The following is a 20,858-nucleotide window of genomic DNA, read 5'->3' as shown; positions in this document are numbered from 1 at the left end:
ACACCACCCACGCAATGACGATCCCGATTGTCCACCACCACATGACACCAGTATGCCGCAGCCGTGCGGCCGACCAGCCTAACGTACTGGGGATTCGTATCTGCGAAAATGCTGAGAATTTGTTCCTTGGTCGCTGAGGGTGTTGACGGGTGGTTATCCCGCCACCGGCGGCGAGCGATGTTCGAGCGCGGCACAGTACCTGTTCATCACCTCGTTTGCCAGCATTTCCTGTGACCCTGAGTATCAGATTGCTTGTATGGCAATGTCATTCACTCGGTATACGCATGTGTTGACCTGCGGTATCGGGCTGCGCCGACTCGGTTACGGGGCCGTTGTGAAGCTGGTCACTTGATGTCTCAACTCGCAGGCCCGCATGCGAATATCGACGCGGCAGCAAACATCAGGCGATCATCGCCTTCGCCATGTCGTGAGAACACACGGGCTCGCCACTTCAGGATGGCTCTAGTTCGGAAGGCGCATGGTGACGGCGTTCGATGTTCCACTCGACCCTTCTCGGGGTCCGGAGGACGCAGATGCGTTCACAGGGGGCGCGAGCCGACTGGATAGTCGCCGCGAGTGGCAGGCCGACTACATCCGGCGCCTCCTGGTCTCCGACACTCTGATTGCGATCGCCGCCGTGGCGCTGGCGCAGTGGGTCCGGTTCGGTGACAGCGGCACACTGACCACGAGCGGTACCGGTTACGACCTCAGTTACGCACTCGTCTCCGCTTTGCTGATCGTGGCGTGGCTGACGGCCCTGACGATTTTCCGGACTCGTACGGTGCGGGTGATCGGGAGCGGCCCGGACGAGTATCGACGGATCTTCGTCTCGACCGTGCGGCTGTTCGGCTTCATCGCGATGCTGGCGCTGTTGTTCCGCCTCGATTTGGCTCGGCTCTACCTCGCCATCGCGTTTCCCGTCGGACTCGTGGCTCTGCTGGTGAGCCGCTGGCTGTGGCGTCAGGCGATAGCTCGTAAACGGTTGCGCGGAGAGTTTCTAACGTCGGTACTAGTCGTGGGCAATGAACGCGCCGTCCGGCTTCTCGCGGAATCCTTCGCCCGAGGTACGGCCGACGGATATCGCGTGGTGGGCGTCTGCATTCCGGGTCACTCAGGCGAGCACGGCGACAAGATCACCGTGGCGGGCCGCGACATCCCTGTGCTCGGTGGCGAGCTGGATGTGATCGATTCCCTCGAGTTCTGCCACGCCGACACCGTGGCCGTCACTGCGACCGAGCATCTCGGGCACGAAGGGATCCGCGCCCTCGCCTGGAACCTCGAGCCACACGACGTCGACCTGGTGGTGTCCCCGGGAATGATGGATGTGTCCGGTCCGCGTCTGTCGATGCGACCGGTGGCGGGACTACCGCTGATTCATGTGGAGAAGCCGCAGTACCACGGCGCACAGAGGTTTTCGAAGCTCGCGTTCGACATGATCTTCGCGACATTGGCGCTCGTTCTGACGAGTCCGGTGATGATCGTGGCTGCTCTCGTGATCAAGCTGACGAGCAAGGGTCCGGTCTTCTACAAGTCGGAGCGAATGGGCCTGGACGGTCGGCCGTTCCCGATGCTCAAGTTTCGCAGCATGTTGGTGGACGCCGACAAGCAGGTGGCGGCGCTCATGACGGCGAACGAGGGTGCTGGCGTGCTCTTCAAGATGCGCGAGGATCCGCGGGTCACACACGTGGGCAGAGTTCTGCGCAAGTACAGCCTCGACGAGCTTCCGCAATTCCTCAACGTTCTTCGACGGGAAATGAGCGTGGTAGGCCCACGCCCGCCCCTGCGCCGGGAGGTCGAGGCGTACGACGGCACCGTCCGTCGTCGGCTGCTGGTGAAGCCGGGCATCACGGGCCTGTGGCAGGTGAGCGGGAGATCGGACCTGTCGTGGGAAGAGACTGTGCGGCTCGATCTCTCGTATGTGGAGAACTGGTCGATGATGGGGGATGTGCTGATCATCGGCAAGACGGTCCGGGCCGTGGTGGCCGGTGACGGGGCTTACTAGAGCGTCGAGTGGCCGGTGACGGACCCTGGCGTCGAACGTATCGAGTTCCAGTGGAAATCAATGTATCTGGCCGTCACAGATAGCGTGCGATCACGCCGCAACTCCGGGCGAAGTCGAGTGGCGCGCGAACCGCGATCGGGTTTCAATCATTCCAACGTGATCGGACATGGAGGGGATGTCGAACATGAGGATCGAATCTGCGCCCGACGCGGTCATTCTGGTCGGCGGTATGGGCACCCGGTTGCGGCCGTTGACGCTGTCGGCGCCCAAGCCGATGCTGCCGACCGCTGGAGTGCCGTTCCTGACTCATCTGCTGTGCCGCATCAAGGACGCGGGACTTACCCACGTGGTGCTCGGAACGTCGTTCAAGGCGGAAGTCTTCGAACAGCATTTCGGCACGGGTGAAGAGCTCGGGCTGGAGATCGAGTACGTGACCGAGGACGAGCCGCTCGGCACCGGGGGAGCCATCCGGAACGTCTTGCCCCATCTGCGTGCCGACACCGTCGTGGTGTTCAACGGTGACGTGCTCGGCGGCACCGACGTGCGAGCCGTTCTGCGCACGCACGTCGACGCCGATGCCGACGTGACGCTGCACCTGGTGCGGGTGAGCGATCCGCGTCCGTTCGGCTGTGTGCAGACGGATTCGGATGGCAGGGTCACCGCCTTCCTCGAGAAGACGCAAGATCCGCCGACCGACCAGATCAATGCCGGCTGTTACGTCTTCCAACGGGAGTGGATCGAGAAGATCCCGTCAGGCCGTGCCGTGTCGGTGGAACGCGAGGTGTTTCCCGCGCTGCTGTCCGGCGGAACGCGGGTGTTCGGCCATATCGATTTCGCTCACTGGCGAGACATGGGGACGGTCGACGATTTCGTCGCCGGATCGGCGGATCTGGTTCGCGGAATAGCGCCGTCGCCCGCGCTGATCGGTGCGCGCGGCGAGTCGCTCGTCGATCCGAGCGCCGCGGTGGCCCCGGGGGCGGTGTTGGTCGGCGGTACGGTGCTCGGCGCACGGGTGACCGTCGGTGCGGGTGCGCGTCTGGACGGCGCGGTGGTGTTCGACGGCGCCCATGTGGAAGCCGGCGCGGTGATCGAACGATCGATTCTCGGGTACGACTGCCGGATCGGGCGGCGTGCACTTGTGCGCGATTCGGTGGTGGGGGATGGCGCCAGCGTGGGTGCTCGATGCGAGTTATTACGCGGAGCCCGCGTCTGGCCGAACGTGATGTTGCCGGATGGCGGCGTCCGATTCTCGACGAATGTCTGATCGATGAGACGACTTCACGGAGCAATCCGGTCGTATGACTGGGGCTCTCGCACCGTGCTGGCGGAGCTCACGGGACGACCCTCGCCGTCCAATCGGCCCGAAGCCGAACTCTGGCTCGGTGCGCATCCGGCAGACCCGGCGCGTGTGGACGTCGCGGGCTCCGGCGAGTCACTGCTCGACGTGATTTCGGCCGACCCGCGGGGGCAATTAGGGGAGACCAACGCGTCGCGATTCGGGGGTCGACTTCCGTATCTCCTTAAGGTTCTCGCCGCGGATGAACCGCTGTCGTTGCAGGCGCACCCGAACTCCGTGCAGGCACGTGAAGGATTCGAACGCGAAAACCTAGACGGTGTTCCGCTGGACTCGCCTGTCCGCAACTACCGGGACGACAACCACAAACCGGAGCTTGTGGTTGCGCTGACGAAGTTCGAGGCGCTCGCCGGCTTCCGTGACGTGCGGCGAACGGTCGAGCTGTTGCGAGCGCTGGGTGTCGCGGAGCTGGACGTGTGTTCAGCGCAATTGGCCGCTCGGGCCAACTCCTCTGGAGTGCGGGCACTGTTCACGCGGTGGATCACCAAGGACGGAAACTCGGCGCCGCTGATCGGTGATGTGGTCGAGGCGTGCCGGCGTTACCTGTCGACGCAGCGCGATGGTGTGGTCGGGGAGTTCGCCGCCGAAGCGCAGACCGCGCTCGAGTTGGGGACCAAGTATCCGAACGACCCCGGTGTGTTGATCTCGCTGCTGCTCAATCGGATCACCCTCGAGCCGGGGGAGGGGCTGTTTCTCGCGGCCGGAAATCTGCATGCCTACCTTCGAGGCGCTGCCGTCGAGATCATGGCCAACTCGGACAATGTGCTTCGTGGCGGTATGACCCCCAAGCACGTTGACGTGCTCGAGCTGCTGAAAGTCCTCGACTTTCGGCCGGGGTCCATGCCGGTGGTGCGCGCAGAGGGTGACAGCCGTGACAACAGACGCCTGTACCGAACGCCGGAGACAGAATTCGAGCTCACCCGGCTGCACCTCGACACGTGCAGGAGTGGAGCGCCGTCATCCGCAGTGACCCTCGCAGCCGGAAACCCACGGATCGTTCTCTGCACGGCAGGATCGACCGTCCTCTTATCCCACTGCGACTCGCTCGAGCTGAGTGCGGGGCAGTCGGCGTGGCTGTCGGCATCGAACCCGGCTGTGACTCTGGCGCCGTCACAGCAGCACGCACAGGTTTTCGTCGCCACGATCGGCTCCGGATGATGCGGACTCTCCTCGCCGCCAAGGAGTCTGCGCTCACGTGTAATCGATAGACCTGGACAACTGACCAGTGTGACGGTCGGTTACACGCACGGGTCGGGACACTGCATCACATTGGGTTCTTCGAGAAAGGCGTAACCATGGGGGAATTGGATTCGACCGTGTTTCGGACGGCTGTCGTGCCGGCCGCGGGAATGGGAACACGATTTCTGCCGGCGACTAAGACGGTCCCCAAAGAGCTACTTCCTGTGGTGGATACGCCTGGGATCGAGTTGGTGGCCGGTGAGGCTGCCGAGTCGGGAGCTGATCGGCTGATCATCGTGACGGCGCCCGGCAAGGACGGTGTGGTGGCGCATTTCGTCGAAGACCTGGTGTTGGAAAACAACCTTGCTGCCAGGGGTAAGCACACTCTGCTGGAGAAGGTCCGCAGGGCGCCGGGCCTCCTCGCGGTGGAGTCGGTAGTCCAGCATCAACCGCTGGGGCTCGGCCACGCGGTCGGCTGTGCCGAGGCGGTGTTGGGCGACGACGAGGATGCGATCGCCGTCTTGCTGCCGGACGATCTGGTACTGCCGAACGGCGTGCTCGACGTCATGTCGCGCGTGCGAGCCAAGCGCGGCGGAACGGTGTTGTGTGCCATCGACGTCCCCAAAGAGGAGGTGGGCGCATATGGAGTCTTCGACGTCGAGACAGTTGCCGATGCCGTGAATCCAAACGTACTGAGGGTGAAAGGCATGGTGGAGAAGCCGAAACTCCAGGATGCCCCGTCGACTCTCGCAGCCGCCGGTCGTTACCTCCTGGACCGAACGATCTTTGATGCGCTCCGACGAATTCGCCCGGGAGCGGGCGGCGAATTGCAGCTGACCGACGCGATCGCGCTGCTGATCGCGGAGGGGCATCCCGTACACGTAGTGGTTCATCGCGGTCCTCGGCACGACCTCGGCAATCCCGGCGGGTTTCTCCGCGCCTCGGTGGACTTGGCGCTGAGTCGTCCCGAATATGGGACGGACCTGCGGACGTGGCTAGAGCAGAGGGTCAAGGGCTAGCGATGTTCTGTTCGTTCCCTTTGCGTTTCGGCGGACCTGTCCCTGGTCAGAGCAACGTTACAGCGTTGTTACTGTCCAGTACGAAGTGCGCAAAATACTCGAAGATCGGAATCGGTGCCAGCGGGCGGGGTTGAGGTCTGCCTATGGACTGGTCTCCGGGTGCGTCACTCTAAATGCGGATCTTTGGGTTGACCAGGGTCGAAAGTCCCTCTCTCCGAGTAAAAATCGAGAGTGTGAGTCGCGTCACTCCGGGGTGTCTCAAGTGTAACGAGACGACCACAAGTGCGATTATTAGCTGGCAGCAATGCCCGGGGGGCGGACTTCCTCTACCGCCACGCAGGTCGCGAGACAGTGTCGCTCGCCGACTCTTTGGTCCTAGTTGGAAGGCTCAGATGGTGACGTCGTTCGGTGTTTCGCTCGACTCGGCAACGGCCGCTGGGGGCACCACGCCCGAATCGGGCCTCGAAGGCCGGCCAAGCGGCAGGCGTGCCTGGCAGGCCGCGTACATCCGACGTCTGTGGGTCTCGGACACGGTGATCGTGATCGCCGCGGTAGCCCTCGCGCAGTGGGTGCGGTTCGGCGACAGCGGTGTCCTGCATACCTCTTCCTTCCCTCAAACACTCAGCTATGCGCTGGTGTCTGCTTTGCTCGTGTTGTCGTGGCTCGCCACGCTCATCATCTTCCGGACCCGCACGACTCGCGTGATTGGTAGCGGTCCGGATGAGTACCGGCGCATCTTCGTCTCCACTGTCAGACTGTTCGGCCTGATAGCCATCGTGTCGCTACTTTTTCGTCTCGACCTTGCGCGTTTGTATCTCGCCATTGCCTTCCCTGTGGGGCTGGTCGGTCTTCTGGTCAGCCGCTGGGTGTGGCGTCGGATGATCGCTCGCAAGCGCTCGCGTGGCGAGTTCCAGACCTCTGTGCTTGTGGTAGGCGGTGAACGCGCGGTGCGCAGTTTGGCCGAATCGTTCGAGCGCGGCACGGCCGACGGGTACAAGGTGGTCGGCATGTGCATCCCAGGGCACACTGGCGCCCGAAACGACAAGATCGTTGTCGGAGAGCGTGATATCCCCGTGTTCGGCGACGAGGGTGACGTAATTCGTGCGTTGGGTTTCTGCCACGCTGATACTGTTGCCGTGACAGCAACAGAGCACCTCGGGCACGAGGGTATGCGTTCGCTTGCATGGGACCTCGAACCCCATCATGTGGATCTCGTGGTATCTCCCGGAATGATGGATGTGTCAGGTCCGCGTCTGTCGATGCGACCGGTGGCCGGTCTTCCACTCATCCACGTGGAGAAGCCGAGGTACCACGGCGCGCAGAAGTTTTCGAAAATCTCGTTCGACTTCGTGTTCGCGGCCCTTGCGCTAGTTCTCGTCAGTCCCGTGATGCTGGCAGCTGCGCTCGCGATCAAGTTGACGAGTAAGGGCCCGGTGTTCTACAAGTCGGAGCGTATGGGCCTGGACGGCAGGCCTTTCCCCATGCTCAAGTTTCGCAGCATGATCGTCGACGCGGACAAGCAGGTGGCGTCACTAATGGGAGCGAACGAGGGCGCTGGCGTGTTGTTCAAGATGCGGGAGGATCCCCGGGTGACGAAGGTGGGCAGGTACCTTCGCAAGTACAGCCTCGACGAGCTGCCACAGTTCATCAACGTGCTCCGCCGCGAAATGAGCGTTGTGGGTCCGCGGCCGCCTCTGCGGCGGGAGGTGGAGGCCTATGACGGCACGGTGCGCCGCCGGCTGCTGGTCAAGCCCGGCATCACAGGCTTATGGCAGGTCAGTGGAAGGTCGGACCTGTCGTGGGAAGAGACTGTCCGACTTGACCTCTCATATGTGGAGAACTGGTCAATGATGGGTGACGCCTTGATTGTCGGAAAAACGGTGAGGGCGGTGGTTGCGGGTGCTGGGGCATATTAACGTTCGGCGAGGTCGTCCTAACCAGATCGGCTCGGAGGATATTATGGTGTCGACGGGTTCACGTTCAGACAAACGAATCGATATACTTCACGTGTCTGAGGCATACGGTGGCGGCGTTCAATCGGCTGTCAATACCTACATACGACACACGCCGGAACTCCGACATCAATTGTTCATCCGAGGTCGGTTAGCGCATCATAATGGAGAGGAAAACCCGGTTGAGTCCTTCCATGTCGAGGGTTCAATATATCGGTTTATGGCGAGTGCAGCTCGACACATAAATGAAACTAACCCACATGTCGTGCACCTTCATTCAAGTTACGCAGGACTCCTGCGCGGTCTTCCTGGCATCAAGGCGAACTTCGTGTACTCGCCTCATTGTTTCTCGTTCTATCGTTCCGACTTTCATCGACTCCTACGGGCTCTCTACTACTGCACGGAACAGTTACTTTCGCAGCGGACGCAGACAATTGCTGCGATAAGTCCGCATGAGGCAGGCATTGCTGCGCGAATGACGCGGAGAGGAAGCGTGAGGTACCTTCCGAATATCAGCGGATCTCACGCCACAGGGGCTGCTGTGAGACTGAAGGCGATGGAAGTTGACGGCGGACCAGCAATTGTGTGCGTCGGCAGAATCTCGAAGCAGAAAGATCCAGAGTTTCTTGCAGAGTGTCTGCAATTCGTAGACTCCCCGATTAGGTGTGTTTGGGTCGGAGATGGCGATGTCCGACTCCGAAAGGCGCTTGAGCAGGCCGGGGTATTCGTCACGGGATGGGTGAGTAGCGAAACCGCTCAAAAATACATCGCTGAGGCCGATCTGTTTTTGCACACCGCAGAATGGGAAGGTGCGCCAATAACTTTGGTTGATGCCGCGGCGATAGGAGTGCCGGTTATTGTGCGGAGCATCCAGCACTTAGAGGGATTGGGCTTTACAGGTGGCGGCCGAACCCCCATCGAGCTTGCAGCGACTGTCAACAAATTCCTTCTCGACGAAAATTTTCGGAACGACGTCGCAGCCTGCACAAGAGAGACTGCCGCTGTGCATTCGTCGACGGCGCAGCGGAGAGCGCTGCTGGCTCTGTACAAGGCATCGGACCGGGTGGGTTGAATTGAAGGTACTGATTCCAGGCCGCATCCTTGCGAGGCATGTGGGAGGCAACACCACCTATGCAAGAAACATCGCCGCCGGCCTTGAGAGCAGGGGGCACACGGTCGCTTCCATTCCGCACGGTAGGCATCCGCTCACAACCGCGCTCAGTGAGAATCGAGTAGGTTTATCCCGTGGGGATCATGGCGATCTCATACACTATGTTGCCGATACCGGGCCAGTAATCAGGACGAAGAGGCCTTCGCTTGTCACGGTGCACGGGGTTGCGAGTCGCTGGGAGCACGGCATTAGAAATCGGCGCCAGGAGTTCGTATGGCGGAGTCGTGTCGCCCGAGCTATCAAGTCCACCAATCGTGTAATCACGGTTTCCCAATCCAGCGCCTCCGACATCGCGGAGATATTCGATATCGAGGCTTCCAGTATCGATGTCATATACCACGGAATCGATGTTGCCAAGTTTTCCAAGCCCGCGGAACTCTCCCCAGAACTATCCGAGAAGTTACCATTCGACTATATACTATACCTTGGAAATATCGAGCCGAGAAAGAACGTCGTAGAACTTGTTCGAGCGATGTTGCACAGAGAGGTCGCCGCACTTGGTATTCCTCTAGTAATTGCTGGTAAACCGGCCTGGAATTCCGCAGCCTCAATGAAAATGGTTGAATCGGCGAAGAATGTTATCTACCTCGGCTTCGTATCCGACAGCGACCGCACAGCGCTCATGCAACGTGCCGCATTGTTCGTATTCCCGAGTCGCTACGAAGGTTTTGGATTCCCGGTACTCGAGGCGCTCGCGGCTGGAACCGGTGTTCTGACCTCGGCGCGAGGAGCCCTCGCTGAAGTGGCCGGCCCATCCAGGATCTTGTCTGACCTCGGTGCCGACGCAATAGCCGATGGAATCATCCATGCGCTCGCAGACGAAGCCAGATTGGCTGAGCAGAGTCTGCAAGGACGCGAGTGGGCCAGTCGATTCAACTGGGACAGGAGTGTGGATCAGCACATACGTTCCTACGAGGAAGTACTATCAACATGAAAATTCTAGTGCTACATGGATACAGCGCTCTGAACCGGGGCGATGGCCTACTAGTGTCGTCCACTCTGAGTATTCTTCGGGAAGCATTCGGGGAAGAAATCAAGGTGACACTGGTCGCCTCTGATCCAGACTCATTCTCGAACTTGGAACTGGAAAGTTATCCAGCAGTTCCGCATATCTCCGGTTACTCAAGAGAGTACATCAGAGTCTTGCGAAATATAGGAAAATTCGATCTTGTGGTTGGAGTCGGAGGGGGATATCTACGAGGTGGGCGCGTAGTAGAACTCGCCAAGACTTCGCTGGTACATGGGGTACAGCTTTTCGCTGCAGGGCGGTCTGGAGTGCCAACTGTCTATTTTCCCCAGAGTGTTGGACCATTCCGATTTGGATCCCGACTTCCAATGGCGAGGCTGCTAAGAAGAATTGACCGCGTCTATGGTCGTGACGATCGATCGATGGACGAGTTCAACGATGTTCCGATGGTTCGAATTCCCGACCTGGCGATCCTTTCAAAACACGAGCCTTCATTTTCAAACGATCTGAGAGATGGCACGCCAGTACTTTCAGTACGGGCCGTCAACGGGAGAGTCCCTCCCCTGGTGCGAGAGTTGGCTGGCTACCTCGAGACATTCGACGGCTACATCCAGAGCGAAACCCGCGGCAACGATGATTCAGCCGCAATGAGTGCATTACTGCCGAGGACTGTGCTGACGCGAAACGAACTCTTTGATACCAGAACGCCGCGTGTGGTGATCGCAGTCCGCTTGCACGCTTCCTTGATGGCACTGCAGGCTGGCCACTACGTGATCCATCTCGCGTACGAGCGAAAGGGTTTTGGAGCGTTCGAAGACCTTGGCCTACCCGAGTACGTCCACAATGTAAACAAGTTCGAACCGCATCGAGTTCTTATGCAAGCACATCAGTTAGCAACAGATGAAGGCGTGCGGCGAGAGTATGCCCGGCGAGTGGGGGCAGCACGATCAACGAGTCAGCGACATAGGAAGTCCCTCATCGGTGAGCTCAGAGGACTTGCGGCGTCTGGGGAAAACTAGATGTGCGCCGACATGACTGTCACTACCCGATACGCCCTCGAGATGCCGTGGGTGCGGTGAGACATGCACCGAATGCCCACGAAACAAAGGCCTGAAAGTCTTGCTATTCGTTTGCTGCAAGGCGGATTGCCCGCAATACTCGCGAGCGGAGTGGCGTCGCTAGTTCCGCTACTTGGCAGCGTTTACGTTTCCACGACCGAGTATGCGATCTGGGCACTCGGGGCAACGCTTTCAACGATATTTATCGTGTTCGATTTCGGGTCACCGAGTCTCGCGACGAAGCTTGCTAGCACGGATCAGCTGACCCGCTCCGCGTCCATTAAGCTGTCATTTATCTCGCTGATGCCTCCCTTGGTGCTCGGTATAGTCGCGGTGGTTGTTTGGCCTTGGTATGGGAGGCAAGCAGGGCTCGATGGTCTATCAGACTCGACCGTTCTTCCACTGTTTATCCTGATAGCGGTCGGATGCGCGTTGCGCAGCGTCGGTTTGGTATATGCAGCGAGCGCCTTAGGGTCTGGCAGCTATGTGCGACGTGGGTTGATCCTGATTGGCGGAGCGTCCGTGAATTTGGTTTCAACCCTAGTGTGTCTGACTGCAGGGATGGGTGTTCAGTCGCTTGGATATGGGGTCCTATCGGCTGGATTCGTGCAGGCTGTTCTCGGATTGACTCTCGGATATCGCATGCTGCCGTCGACAAGGCTCAGCCGACATGTGTCGCGCGAAGTTGATCGCCTGATAGGACTCTTCCTGCGTTCAAAAGGACTAGTAACTCTTCTAGGTTTGGGTATAACACAGCTGGATCGGTGGGCAGTCGGTTTAATCGGAAATCCACACCTGCTAGCCCAATACGATATCGCGACGCGTGTTCTGGTCATGCCAAAAGTAGCGCTCGTTGCCATTGCGGCTGGTCTTATCGCAGAGGGAGGCAGGGCGAAGGCACATGGCCACGTCTCCGAACTTCTTCGAAAGTCGGAGCTGCTACTGTATGTTGTTTCGCCAATTGCGACGATAGCCGCAGGCTCATTTGCGATTCTTATGCAAATGAATCTGGAGCCGGCAATGAATATTTGGATCCTGACGGGAGTGCTATCAGCAGCACATCTAGCCAACATGATGACTATACCTTCGGTCTATATATTGACTGGTATGGGACGCCCTGATTTCGAACTTCGGTACCTGATTCCACTTGCAAGCATCACCACTGCCGTCTACGGTGCGTCTATTATTCTCACCAATGGGCAGCTATTTGTGGTGGGCTGGGCTGTTTCGATGTTTGGTTGTTCGCTGTTCTTCCTGGCTAAACGCAAGTTGTTCATTAAGGAGTCCTTCAAATGATGCTCGAAGCGCTAGATATGATCAGTCCGCGTCGCGCACGTGAACGAAAGTTCGCGAAACTGGTGGGGTCGGGCCGAGCGCGCATCGGTCGACATTCATACGCCGTTCCGACAGTCCGGACGTACGCATACGACGATACTCGACTTTCAGTCGGTAGCTTCACTTCGATAGGAGCAGACGTTACCCTGATCCTGGGTGGCAATCATCGACTCGATCGAGCGACGACGTTCCCGTTGCGGCAGAAGCTGGATCTTCCTGGTGCGGGTGAGGATGGTTTTCCTTGGTCAAAAGGATCCATTGATATCGGTTCGGACGTATGGATTGGCCACGGCGCGACCATTCTGTCAGGTGTGCGAGTCGGACACGGAGCGGTAGTCGCTGCTGGCAGTGTTGTTTCACGTGACGTCGCGCCTTATGCGGTAATCGCGGGGAATCCTGCGGTATTCATTCGAACGCGGATCAGTGAGGAATTGATTCCGCGCTACTTGCAGGTGTCGTGGTGGGATTGGCCTGATTCGGCGTTGGTCGAAATGGTCGAGACGCTGTCCGACTACGAACCTTCCGAGGCGATCTCGGTTCTTGAGGAATATAAAGAATCGAGGATTCGGGATGGTTTATAGGAAGCCATTGCTTCAGTCGGTTTCGATACCACCGTTGGTAGTGTGCGCTTTGCTCACGTTTTTCCTGCCGATTGACTTTGTGGCTCTGTCGCCACTTTGGCGATCAGTCAGCACTTTAACCCTTATTGTCGGTTCGGCTTTGGCGATACTACTCATTCTTTCCTCGAATCTGAATATGCTGAAGGCGGTTGGGCTCGGTGCTATTGCGCTAGTTATGGTGAACCAGTTTTTCCTATTTAACCCGGTAGCTCTTCTCACAATTGCCGGGCCTCTTCTTATCGGGATGGCGACAGCATATGCAATGAGAAGCCACCTTCTTTTTGTAATGGCTTCTGCTAGCGTTGTGAACGCGGTCCTTCTTGCTTGGGAATATTCTGTAAAGAAGCATGTTGTGAGCTATTTTTTCGGTGTACCTTTTCAGGAGAGTGCTTCCGAGGAACTTTTTCGGGCGCGCGGATTTCTGGGACAGCCGGTGCCGGCTTCGATGGTGGCGGTGGCGTTGTGCTTCGCTGTATTGTCATTTAAGGCTGAAAGCAGGAATGGGGTTGCTGCTAAATATGCCACTCTGTGTGCCACTGTAGTTACTCTGCTGGTAACTGGAACTAGATCCGCGGCTCTGATACTTATTGTTGGTTGTTTGCTGCTGGCATTGAGTCGGCCTCGGTATCGCCGGATTAAGGTCCCCACTACCCTGGCGGTGGTTGGGCCGTTGCTTCTCGCGGTTCTCGTGGCATGTTCTAGCCAAGTTGTTGATATTCTTTCTGGGATGCGAATCGCCAGCTTCGAGACTCTTTCTGGGTCCAGTTCGGTAGATAATCGGGTGCATGCCTTGGATGTTTTCGAATACTGGTCGGAAAATTGCAATGGTGCCTGTGTTATTTTCGGCTCAGGCGCGAGGAGCCTTTTGCTGGAATTGAGTAACAGTCTAGGGATTCTTGGGTTTTCGACTGTCGATAATTTGTACATGAGTGTCCTGTGGGATTTCGGTCTGATCGGATTGATGTCGATCTCGGTGCTACTTGTGCTGGCTGCGAGGGGCTTGAGAGCGTCGGGCGGATACAGTACTGCTTCGTCGGGATCGGTAATCGTGATCCTTACTTTGGCGTCCGGGCTGCTGTACGACTCGCTATACATCCGGTCCGCGTTGTTTGTGTTTGGATTTGGGTTGGCATTGATTGGTATTGTGCCTCCAATCAAAGTTGCGGACCAGATTTCATTGGAGCAACGTGGTGAAATGGCAGGCGCCACCGGATCTCGACGCTTCGTCGGTTCGAGAATGGTTTCTAGCGGTGAGAAGGAGGGGATTTGATGGCGTCGTCGCCGATCTCGATTGATGTGGTGGTGGTCTGTTTCAATTCCGATCCGGAACTACTCGCTGCGTGCCTGTCGAGTGTCAAGCGCAGTTATCAAAATACAAATGTGGACGGCCGAATAATTCTTGTTGATAACAATAGTGAAGTCCCGGTAGAAGAAACAGATGTCTCTCGTGGCTGCAGTGTTGTGACCTTGGATTCAAATGTTGGATTTGGAGCAGCATCCAATGTGGGCGTGCGGTCGTCGACCGCAGAATGCTCGTTGATCCTGAATCCTGATGCGTGTATTCCCGACGATGCGCTGTTGCACATTGCCGAGGCCGTTGCGGATTGGCCGTCGGCGTTATTCTGTGGGTGGCTAGAAAAGTCTGGGTCGGTCCAGGTAGACGCCTTCTATGACTGGGAATTCTCGACGTCGCGTCTGTTGCGTAAGAGAAGTAATATTCGGCGGCTGATGGCGGCATCTGCGAACTCGCGTTACGTTCCGGTTGAAAAGGTGTGTGGCGGCGCATTGTTTGCCTTGAATCGAACCCTGCTGGAGTTTGGCCCGTTCGATTCGAAATTCTTCCTATACGGCGAGGACGCCGATCTTTCGCGTCGAGCCAAGAAGGCTGGGATTGATTTGTTCGCGGTTCCTGGCGTGGTTGTCGGCCACGTCGGTGCTGCTTCGCAAGTAAAGTATGGTGAGCTTGTAGAGAGGGCTCGGGCTGATGCTGCAATCAGGCTTGCCGCTTATCATCGTCGGCGTGTGGTCAGTCTTCTTCAACGTCTGGAATTAGTTCTTGTAACGCTGGCCGGATTGATTGTTGGTGGGAAGTCGTCGAGCTCGAGCCGTGCGCGGCTTGCCCGGCTTAAGGAAGTTAGACGGTGGGGTCTTGCGTCGGACATGGAAAGGTTGGATCCTCGGCGATGAGCACAGCACACGCGCCATGTCGTTTCGGTTTCTGCGCGAGATGAACGGAGTTACAACGTGCGGATTCTAGTCACGGGCGGAGCAGGCTTTATTGGCTCAAATTTTGTCATCGAGAACGCGCGTCGTCCGGGCATCAACATTACTGTGCTTGATGCTTTGACGTACGCGGGCTCTTCTGCGTCTTTGTTTTCCGTGAGCGATCAGGTTTCTCTGGTGGTAGGCGATATCGTTGATGCGAGGCTTGTACACGACTTAGTCTCAAAGTGTGACGCTGTGGTGCACTTCGCCGCTGAGTCGCACAACGATAATTCGCTTGCCGATCCGTCGCCATTTGTTCAGACGAATATCGTAGGTACATACACTCTTCTGGAGGCTGTGCGCGCATACGGAGTGCGGTACCACCACGTCTCGACGGACGAGGTGTACGGCGACCTTGAATTGGACGACCCGGCGAAGTTCACTGAGCACACTCCGTACAATCCGTCGAGTCCCTATTCTTCCACGAAGGCGGCGTCGGACATGCTTGTTCGTGCCTGGGCACGGTCTTTCGGCGTGCGGGCAACGTTGTCGAACTGCTCCAACAACTACGGGCCGTATCAGCACATCGAGAAGTTCATTCCCCGGCAAATCACGAATATCCTCACTGGCGTGCGACCGAAGTTGTACGGTGCGGGAAGGAATGTTCGCGACTGGATTCACGTCGACGACCACAACTCGGCGGTCTGGCAGATCCTCGATTCAGGGGAAATCGGGCGTACCTATCTCATCGGTGCCGACGGCGAACTCGACAACCTGTCGGTTGTCCGAATGATTCTGGAATTGATGGGCAGAGACCGGCATGACTTCGATCACGTCACCGATCGGGCTGGGCACGATCTGCGATACGCAATCGATTCATCGACTCTTCGTGACGAACTCGGCTGGCACCCGCGTTACACAAACTTCCGCGAGGGCCTCAAGGCCACCATCGACTGGTACCAAGACAATCGCGACTGGTGGGAGAACGACAAGGCTGCGGTCGAGGCACGCTACCAGGCGCAGGGGGCGTGACAGTGGACACACGTGAACTGAATGTCGCCGGGTCCTGGGAGATCACGCCCAAGCTGTTCGGCGACGCCCGCGGAGTGTTTCTCGAATGGTTCAAAGAACCTGTTTTCATCGGTGCCGCCGGGCACTCGTTGAACCTCGCACAGGCCAACTGCTCCGTATCAGCGGCCGGGGTACTGCGGGGCATCCACTTCGCATACGTTCCCCCAGGCCAAGCGAAGTACGTCACGTGCGTCAAGGGAGCTGTTCTGGACGTGGTCGTCGATATTCGCGTCGGCTCACCCACGTTCGGAACATGGGATTCGGTCTTACTAGATGACAAGGATCGCCGCGCAATATACCTATCCGAGGGTCTAGGCCATGCGTTCCTGTCGCTCGAAGACGATTCGACGGTGGTCTACCTGTGTTCATCGGGCTACGCACCGGAACGCGAGTTCGGCATCAACCCACTCGATCCCGAAATCGGAATTGAATGGCCAACGACCTCAAGGTCGGGATCGCCACTAGAACTTACCCTTTCGGAGAAAGATGCATCGGCGCCATTTCTGTCCGAGGCAATGGCCGAAGGGCAGTTGCCCAAATATGCCGATGCGCAGGAGTGGATCGATGGCCTCACAAGTCGACGCAGTCTGGACTGCACCCCTGGTGTGAAGGAGATTCATTCATGAAGGGCATCATCCTCGCCGGCGGTTCCGGTACACGCTTGCATCCGATCACCATCGGTATCAGCAAGCAGCTCGTCCCTGTCTACGACAAGCCGATGATCTACTACCCGCTCACCACTCTGATGCTCGCAGGGATCCGCGACATTCTCGTGATCACCACTCCACACGACGCCGAGCAATTCCAGCACCTCCTCGGCGACGGCTCCCAATTCGGCGTCAACCTGACCTACACCATTCAGCGCGAGCCGAACGGGCTCGCGCAGGCATTCGTGCTCGGAGCAGACCACATCGGCAGCGACTCCGCCGCGCTAGTTCTCGGCGACAACATCTTCTACGGTTCCGGCCTCGGACATCAGCTCGGCAGATTCGATCGCCTGGACGGTGGGGCGATCTTCGCATATTGGGTCGCGGATCCGTCCGCCTACGGAGTCGTGGAGTTCGACGACCGCGGCAGAGCGCTCTCGCTCGAAGAAAAGCCCGCGACTCCGAAGTCCAATTTTGCTGTCCCGGGTTTGTACTTCTATGACAATGACGTGGTGGAGATCGCGAAGTGCCTCCGACCGTCAGACAGGGGGGAGTACGAGATCACAGATGTGAACCGTGCTTACCTTGAGGAGGGCCGCCTCAACGTCGAGGTTCTGCCGCGAGGAACCGCCTGGCTCGACACAGGTACGTTCGACTCGCTGCTTGAGGCATCGAACTTTGTGCGGACGATTGAACAACGTCAGGGGCTCAAGATTGGGGCTCCCGAAGAAGTTGCTTGGCGGCAAGGATTCATCACCGGTGATGAACTCGAAGCTAGAGCACGGCAACTTGCCAAATCCGGTTACGGCTCTTACCTTCTCGACCTTCTCCAGCGCACTGTAGGTGCTGAGTAAGTATGCTTGCGTTGGGTTGGTTGAAATGCGTCCGACGAAGTGTGACGTCCATTTTGGCCCGCCGGGTTCCGCGTGCGTAAGCGGTTCGCGTGGATTGCGCGACGGATAGCTGTCGCGGTTGCGTATGCAGGGCTCTCTGTCGTCTTAGCGGTGGCCGGGCTCGGCATCAGCGGCTACTTTGTCTACACAAAGTCGCGGATCGATCCGGTGGCACGGGTTGATGCAATTGTAGTATTGGGTGGCGACCATGACGGCCGACAAGCGTACGGTATCGAACTTGCGCAGCAAGGTATCTCGAGAAACGTCGTACTGTCGGATTGGCTGACGGGCGCAGAAGCGACTGCCAAGTACTGTGCAATAGTAGACACCCGATACCGTGTCAGATGTGTGCGCCCGGTTCCAAGCACGACGCGAGGAGAAGCGCTATTCACTCGCCGACTTGCGGCCGAAAACGGTTGGACGAGTATTCTGGTGATCAGCTGGCGGTATCACTTGCCTCGGGCGCGGTATATTTTTGGTCAGTGTTTCGACGGGGAGATTCGGATGCGCCCAGTCCCTCGCGACTACAGGCGCAGTCTTGCAGCATGGGAGTACACGTACCTCTATCAAACGGTCGGTTTTGCAAAGGCGCTTTTTCAGGGCCCTTGCTGACTTGTTCAGGTCGGCCAAGTAGTACCAACAGCAAGCTTCTCGACGTAGATGTTTCCCACGTCGGCCAAGATGTAGCCGACGATCGCCATGCACACTCCGGCGAGTACATACCAGCCGTACAGCAGTAGTGCACGCCAAAATGAGCGCCGATCATGCATGTCGAGCAAATGGCCCATCACAGCTGTAAAAGGACAAACCGCACTAAGGAAGCCGATACCAATTATCGCGTACCTCGCCGTATAGGGGCCCGCGGCGACAACCACTCCGAGCATTAGGCACGCGGACATCGTTAATGCAGTTTGCGTACGACGCGCACCTATCCGAGGGCCAACAAAGGTGACCCCAAGATAGTGAACAAGCGAGCCTAAGGCGCCACCTGCTGCAACCCACCAGATGTAGCTGGCTGCCGTCTCAACATTCATCGGATGCCTCGTCCGGGGCGGCGGCGGTTCAGCAAAGCTGAGGTAGAGACCATGCCGACGGCCGCTGCAGCAACCGCTGCCAGGGGCGTCAATAGGAGATACAGCATTCCAAGGCGCGGCGATACCAGTGTGACGCTCTGCACGGCAAAGAAGCTGAAAGTAGTAAAGCCACCTAGCAAGCCGAAAGTTACTGAGGGGCGGAGCGCTGCGCATAGAATGTAGCCATTGTTTAGGGGCAGGCCGATGGCCGCACCTAGAAAGAAGCAACCGAATGCGTTGATGAGAAGGGTCGTAAGCGGAAACTCCAGATTCGTTGTCGGCCACAGCCTCCACAGTTGATAGCGCAACGCCGCCCCCGCCGCACCGCCGACCGCCACGGCGAGGCACGTGACGGCGGTGCGTGAGGTTTCAGATACCATCCGGATCAGGCGCCGCAGTTCGGCACGTTCACCGTGATGGTTGGATCATCCACCAGCGGTTGCACCGGAACTCGCGCCTCGCCTTGGATGGCAGGCTCGGTCAGCTGGTACTTGATCTCAGTCGTTTGGCCCTGCCGCACGGGGACCAATACGTCGAACAGTGGGTGACCCATTTCCTTACCCGTCTGGAATACGGCTGGCTTACCGTCCACCGTCACGTTCCGTAGCTGTGCGCCCTGTGTCGCCAACAGAGATACCGCCGACACATTGGTGCCCTTAGGGACGCCCAGGGTGTTGATGAACGTTCCCGCAACGTAGTCGGGGAAGTTTCCAGGCGGTGTGTTATTCGTCAGCTTCACCGTGACTGTCGAGCGTCGGGTGTCGCCCGTGCAACTCTCAGCCGTGTAGTCGATCTCACGTGTCGTGTGGTAGTCGAGCTTGCCGCCGGCCTGGTTGTTAATGACCACCCCGGCGAATGGTGCCGCATCATCGGGAACGGTGTGACCGAGAAGGGTCCCGGCGAGAACTTGCTGTTCCTCAGGGTGCGAGCTCCACACTGCGATACGGCGCTCACCCGCAGCGCGGCCCAGCGCGTCCAGTAACTTCTGCGGCGACTGGATCTGGCCGGTCATCTTGTCGATTACCCGGGCGGCCACCGTCTGCAGATACTGCTTACGGGCGTTGTTGTCGTCCGCAAACCGGATGTAGGCGGTCGACTCGGTCAGTTCCACCACGTTGTCGGCGTTGACCACCTCTCCGTCCGGCATGGTGACCGGGCCGATGGCGCCGAGTACATAACTGAGGGCGATCGGGTCGGTGGCGATTACTCCGTCGACCTGCTCGCCGGAGTCCTGCGCCCACAGTGACTTCCAGATCTGCGCTGCATAAGGAAAGTGTGAACTCAAGTTACTGTTACGGAAGTCGGTGGTCGGCCGGCTAGGCCCGTAGTGGGCAGCGAACTCGGGTCCAAGGTCGATGGGCTGCTTGTTGAACGCGAGTTCAGTGTTCCGGCCCAGCGTGTCTACGCGTGCCACACCGTCATTCGCACGAATGACACCGTAGCCACCCAGCAGGCCACCCGTTCCGCGAGCCTCTGCGTTGGTCTGGAAGGCCATAAAGTAGTTGCGCGGGCCGTCAGCGCCCAACATTGCGGGTGCCAGCTTCGCAGCAATTGCGGTATTTCCCAACAGTTTCGACAGCTCTGAAAGCTGGTCCTGCAGTTGTGTACGAGCGTCGGAAACCGACGCCAGGTATGTCGGCTCGTCGATAGCCTGTGCCTGATCGTCCCAACGCTGCGCGGCGACGGCAGTCTGATCCAGTACGGGCGCAGCGTCCTGGAGGGGCTGCAGATTGACCTTGCCGCCCGAAGCGATGAGTTGGTTTGGCGCCAGTGAAGTTCCGGCCGCCACGGCCGGTGTGAGCACCTCTGAGGTCAGGCCACGCACCACTTCGGAGATCTGCTGCGAAGTCTCGAGCGGGCTGCCCAGCCACGGAATGGCGGACGCGACGCTCCACGGGACGTTGTGGGTGTAGTCGTACGCCTGGTTCGCGTACTTGTCGGCGTCGGCCGATGACCGCTCCGCGTCTTCTGTATTACCGTCCAGTAACGCGTCTTTCGCGAGCTGTGCGTGGTTGCGCGCCTCGAACAGATTCGCGCGCGCTTCCCTGGCTGAATAGCCGAGCCACAGACCCAGTGCCACCACCACCAGCAAGGTCACAAAACCGCCCGTGATCAGGCCACGCTTGCGCTTGTAGGACTTGCTGCGGACGTTCGTGCGCTTGCGGATGCGACGAACCGAGGGCTCGCCCGCGGAAGTGCCCGAAGCGCCGGGGTTCTCGGCGTCACCGCGGGAATGATCGTTCACGGATCGTGGCTCCTGTCATTGGGGTTGCGTAGAGGATACTGTGACGTGCGTCGCAGGTTTGACCCCC

The 20,858-nt window shown here is 58.6% G+C and carries 19 protein-coding genes; 16 read left to right on the top strand and 3 right to left on the bottom strand.

Annotation, left to right across the window (positions count from 1 at the left end):
* Positions 1-478: 478 nt before the first annotated feature.
* From ACFWAY_RS14785 to ACFWAY_RS14710, 16 genes are all read left to right on the top strand, one after another.
* Positions 479-2,002: a sugar transferase gene (locus ACFWAY_RS14785; RefSeq protein WP_378511054.1), complete on the top strand. Its 1,524-nt coding sequence runs from the start codon at positions 479-481 to the stop codon at positions 2,000-2,002.
* 184 nt (positions 2,003-2,186) lie between these two features.
* Entirely contained in the window at positions 2,187-3,266 is a 1,080-nt protein-coding gene (locus tag ACFWAY_RS14780; protein ID WP_378511053.1) for a sugar phosphate nucleotidyltransferase, read from the top strand.
* Between the two features lie 3 nt (positions 3,267-3,269).
* Positions 3,270-4,514, top strand: coding sequence for a mannose-6-phosphate isomerase, class I (gene manA / locus ACFWAY_RS14775; protein ID WP_378511052.1), 1,245 nt, complete (start codon positions 3,270-3,272; stop codon positions 4,512-4,514).
* A gap of 137 nt (positions 4,515-4,651) precedes the next feature.
* On the top strand, positions 4,652-5,554 hold the full coding sequence (locus tag ACFWAY_RS14770) for a UTP--glucose-1-phosphate uridylyltransferase (protein WP_378511051.1): 903 nt from the start codon (positions 4,652-4,654) through the stop codon (positions 5,552-5,554).
* A 392-nt stretch (positions 5,555-5,946) separates the two neighbouring features.
* Positions 5,947-7,470, top strand: a complete 1,524-nt coding sequence (locus tag ACFWAY_RS14765) for a sugar transferase (protein ID WP_378511050.1) — start codon at positions 5,947-5,949, stop codon at positions 7,468-7,470.
* A gap of 43 nt (positions 7,471-7,513) precedes the next feature.
* Positions 7,514-8,578, top strand: coding sequence for a glycosyltransferase (locus ACFWAY_RS14760; protein ID WP_378511049.1), 1,065 nt, complete (start codon positions 7,514-7,516; stop codon positions 8,576-8,578).
* Position 8,579: 1 nt separating this feature from the next.
* Positions 8,580-9,611 carry a glycosyltransferase family 4 protein gene (locus ACFWAY_RS14755; protein WP_378511048.1) on the top strand — a complete coding sequence of 344 codons (1,032 nt, stop codon included), beginning with the start codon at positions 8,580-8,582 and terminating at the stop codon, positions 9,609-9,611.
* Entirely contained in the window at positions 9,608-10,663 is a 1,056-nt protein-coding gene (locus ACFWAY_RS14750) for a polysaccharide pyruvyl transferase family protein (protein ID WP_378511047.1), read from the top strand. Before ACFWAY_RS14755 ends, ACFWAY_RS14750 begins: the two co-directional genes overlap by 4 nt.
* 72 nt (positions 10,664-10,735) lie before the next feature.
* Complete coding sequence (locus ACFWAY_RS14745; protein WP_378511046.1) at positions 10,736-11,998, top strand: hypothetical protein; 1,263 nt, start codon at positions 10,736-10,738, stop codon at positions 11,996-11,998.
* On the top strand, positions 11,995-12,618 hold the full coding sequence (locus tag ACFWAY_RS14740) for a CatB-related O-acetyltransferase (RefSeq protein WP_378511045.1): 624 nt from the start codon (positions 11,995-11,997) through the stop codon (positions 12,616-12,618). Before ACFWAY_RS14745 ends, ACFWAY_RS14740 begins: the two co-directional genes overlap by 4 nt.
* A complete protein-coding gene (locus tag ACFWAY_RS14735; RefSeq protein ID WP_378511044.1) occupies positions 12,608-13,927 on the top strand; it encodes an O-antigen ligase family protein in 1,320 nt (439 codons plus the stop codon). Before ACFWAY_RS14740 ends, ACFWAY_RS14735 begins: the two co-directional genes overlap by 11 nt.
* Positions 13,927-14,844 (top strand): glycosyltransferase, encoded by a 918-nt coding sequence (locus ACFWAY_RS14730; RefSeq protein WP_378511043.1) that lies wholly within the window; start codon positions 13,927-13,929, stop codon positions 14,842-14,844. Before ACFWAY_RS14735 ends, ACFWAY_RS14730 begins: the two co-directional genes overlap by 1 nt.
* A 57-nt stretch (positions 14,845-14,901) precedes the next feature.
* A complete protein-coding gene (gene rfbB, locus ACFWAY_RS14725; protein WP_378511042.1) occupies positions 14,902-15,894 on the top strand; it encodes a dTDP-glucose 4,6-dehydratase in 993 nt (330 codons plus the stop codon).
* Positions 15,891-16,559, top strand: coding sequence for a dTDP-4-dehydrorhamnose 3,5-epimerase family protein (locus tag ACFWAY_RS14720; RefSeq protein WP_378511041.1), 669 nt, complete (start codon positions 15,891-15,893; stop codon positions 16,557-16,559). Before rfbB ends, ACFWAY_RS14720 begins: the two co-directional genes overlap by 4 nt.
* Positions 16,556-17,434 carry a glucose-1-phosphate thymidylyltransferase RfbA gene (gene rfbA / locus ACFWAY_RS14715; protein WP_378511040.1) on the top strand — a complete coding sequence of 293 codons (879 nt, stop codon included), beginning with the start codon at positions 16,556-16,558 and terminating at the stop codon, positions 17,432-17,434. Before ACFWAY_RS14720 ends, rfbA begins: the two co-directional genes overlap by 4 nt.
* 72 nt (positions 17,435-17,506) lie before the next feature.
* Positions 17,507-18,085 carry a YdcF family protein gene (locus ACFWAY_RS14710; protein ID WP_378511039.1) on the top strand — a complete coding sequence of 193 codons (579 nt, stop codon included), beginning with the start codon at positions 17,507-17,509 and terminating at the stop codon, positions 18,083-18,085.
* A 5-nt stretch (positions 18,086-18,090) separates the two neighbouring features.
* Here the strand turns inward: ACFWAY_RS14710 and ACFWAY_RS14705 are convergent, their stop codons facing one another.
* From ACFWAY_RS14705 to ACFWAY_RS14695, 3 genes are read right to left on the bottom strand one after another with little or no spacing between them, the layout of a single operon-like run.
* Positions 18,091-18,507, bottom strand: coding sequence for a hypothetical protein (locus tag ACFWAY_RS14705; protein ID WP_378511038.1), 417 nt, complete (start codon positions 18,505-18,507; stop codon positions 18,091-18,093).
* A complete protein-coding gene (locus tag ACFWAY_RS14700) occupies positions 18,504-18,926 on the bottom strand; it encodes a CrcB family protein (protein ID WP_378511037.1) in 423 nt (140 codons plus the stop codon). Before ACFWAY_RS14700 ends, ACFWAY_RS14705 begins: the two co-directional genes overlap by 4 nt.
* A gap of 5 nt (positions 18,927-18,931) precedes the next feature.
* On the bottom strand, positions 18,932-20,791 hold the full coding sequence (locus ACFWAY_RS14695; protein ID WP_378511036.1) for a DUF4012 domain-containing protein: 1,860 nt from the start codon (positions 20,789-20,791) through the stop codon (positions 18,932-18,934).
* Between the last annotated feature and the right edge of the window lie 67 nt (positions 20,792-20,858).

Source organism: Rhodococcus sp. NPDC059968 (assembly GCF_042738615.1).
GTDB lineage: Bacteria > Actinomycetota > Actinomycetes > Mycobacteriales > Mycobacteriaceae > Rhodococcus_F.
This window is presented reverse-complemented; position numbering and strand designations above follow the sequence as displayed.

What these genes read in the sequence shown, in the direction of transcription:
- ACFWAY_RS14735 (WP_378511044.1), top strand. Translation starts at nt 12,608, where the DNA reads ATGGTTTATAGGAAGCCATTGCTTCAGTCGGTTTCGATACCACCGTTG.
- manA (WP_378511052.1), top strand. Translation starts at nt 3,270, where the DNA reads ATGAGACGACTTCACGGAGCAATCCGGTCGTATGACTGGGGCTCTCGC.
- rfbA (WP_378511040.1), top strand. Translation starts at nt 16,556, where the DNA reads ATGAAGGGCATCATCCTCGCCGGCGGTTCCGGTACACGCTTGCATCCG.
- ACFWAY_RS14730 (WP_378511043.1), top strand. Translation starts at nt 13,927, where the DNA reads ATGGCGTCGTCGCCGATCTCGATTGATGTGGTGGTGGTCTGTTTCAAT.
- ACFWAY_RS14705 (WP_378511038.1), bottom strand. Translation starts at nt 18,507, where the DNA reads ATGAATGTTGAGACGGCAGCCAGCTACATCTGGTGGGTTGCAGCAGGT.
- ACFWAY_RS14700 (WP_378511037.1), bottom strand. Translation starts at nt 18,926, where the DNA reads ATGGTATCTGAAACCTCACGCACCGCCGTCACGTGCCTCGCCGTGGCG.
- ACFWAY_RS14740 (WP_378511045.1), top strand. Translation starts at nt 11,995, where the DNA reads ATGATGCTCGAAGCGCTAGATATGATCAGTCCGCGTCGCGCACGTGAA.
- ACFWAY_RS14785 (WP_378511054.1), top strand. Translation starts at nt 479, where the DNA reads ATGGTGACGGCGTTCGATGTTCCACTCGACCCTTCTCGGGGTCCGGAG.
- ACFWAY_RS14760 (WP_378511049.1), top strand. Translation starts at nt 7,514, where the DNA reads ATGGTGTCGACGGGTTCACGTTCAGACAAACGAATCGATATACTTCAC.
- ACFWAY_RS14780 (WP_378511053.1), top strand. Translation starts at nt 2,187, where the DNA reads ATGAGGATCGAATCTGCGCCCGACGCGGTCATTCTGGTCGGCGGTATG.
- ACFWAY_RS14770 (WP_378511051.1), top strand. Translation starts at nt 4,652, where the DNA reads ATGGGGGAATTGGATTCGACCGTGTTTCGGACGGCTGTCGTGCCGGCC.
- ACFWAY_RS14745 (WP_378511046.1), top strand. Translation starts at nt 10,736, where the DNA reads ATGCCCACGAAACAAAGGCCTGAAAGTCTTGCTATTCGTTTGCTGCAA.
- ACFWAY_RS14765 (WP_378511050.1), top strand. Translation starts at nt 5,947, where the DNA reads ATGGTGACGTCGTTCGGTGTTTCGCTCGACTCGGCAACGGCCGCTGGG.
- ACFWAY_RS14750 (WP_378511047.1), top strand. Translation starts at nt 9,608, where the DNA reads ATGAAAATTCTAGTGCTACATGGATACAGCGCTCTGAACCGGGGCGAT.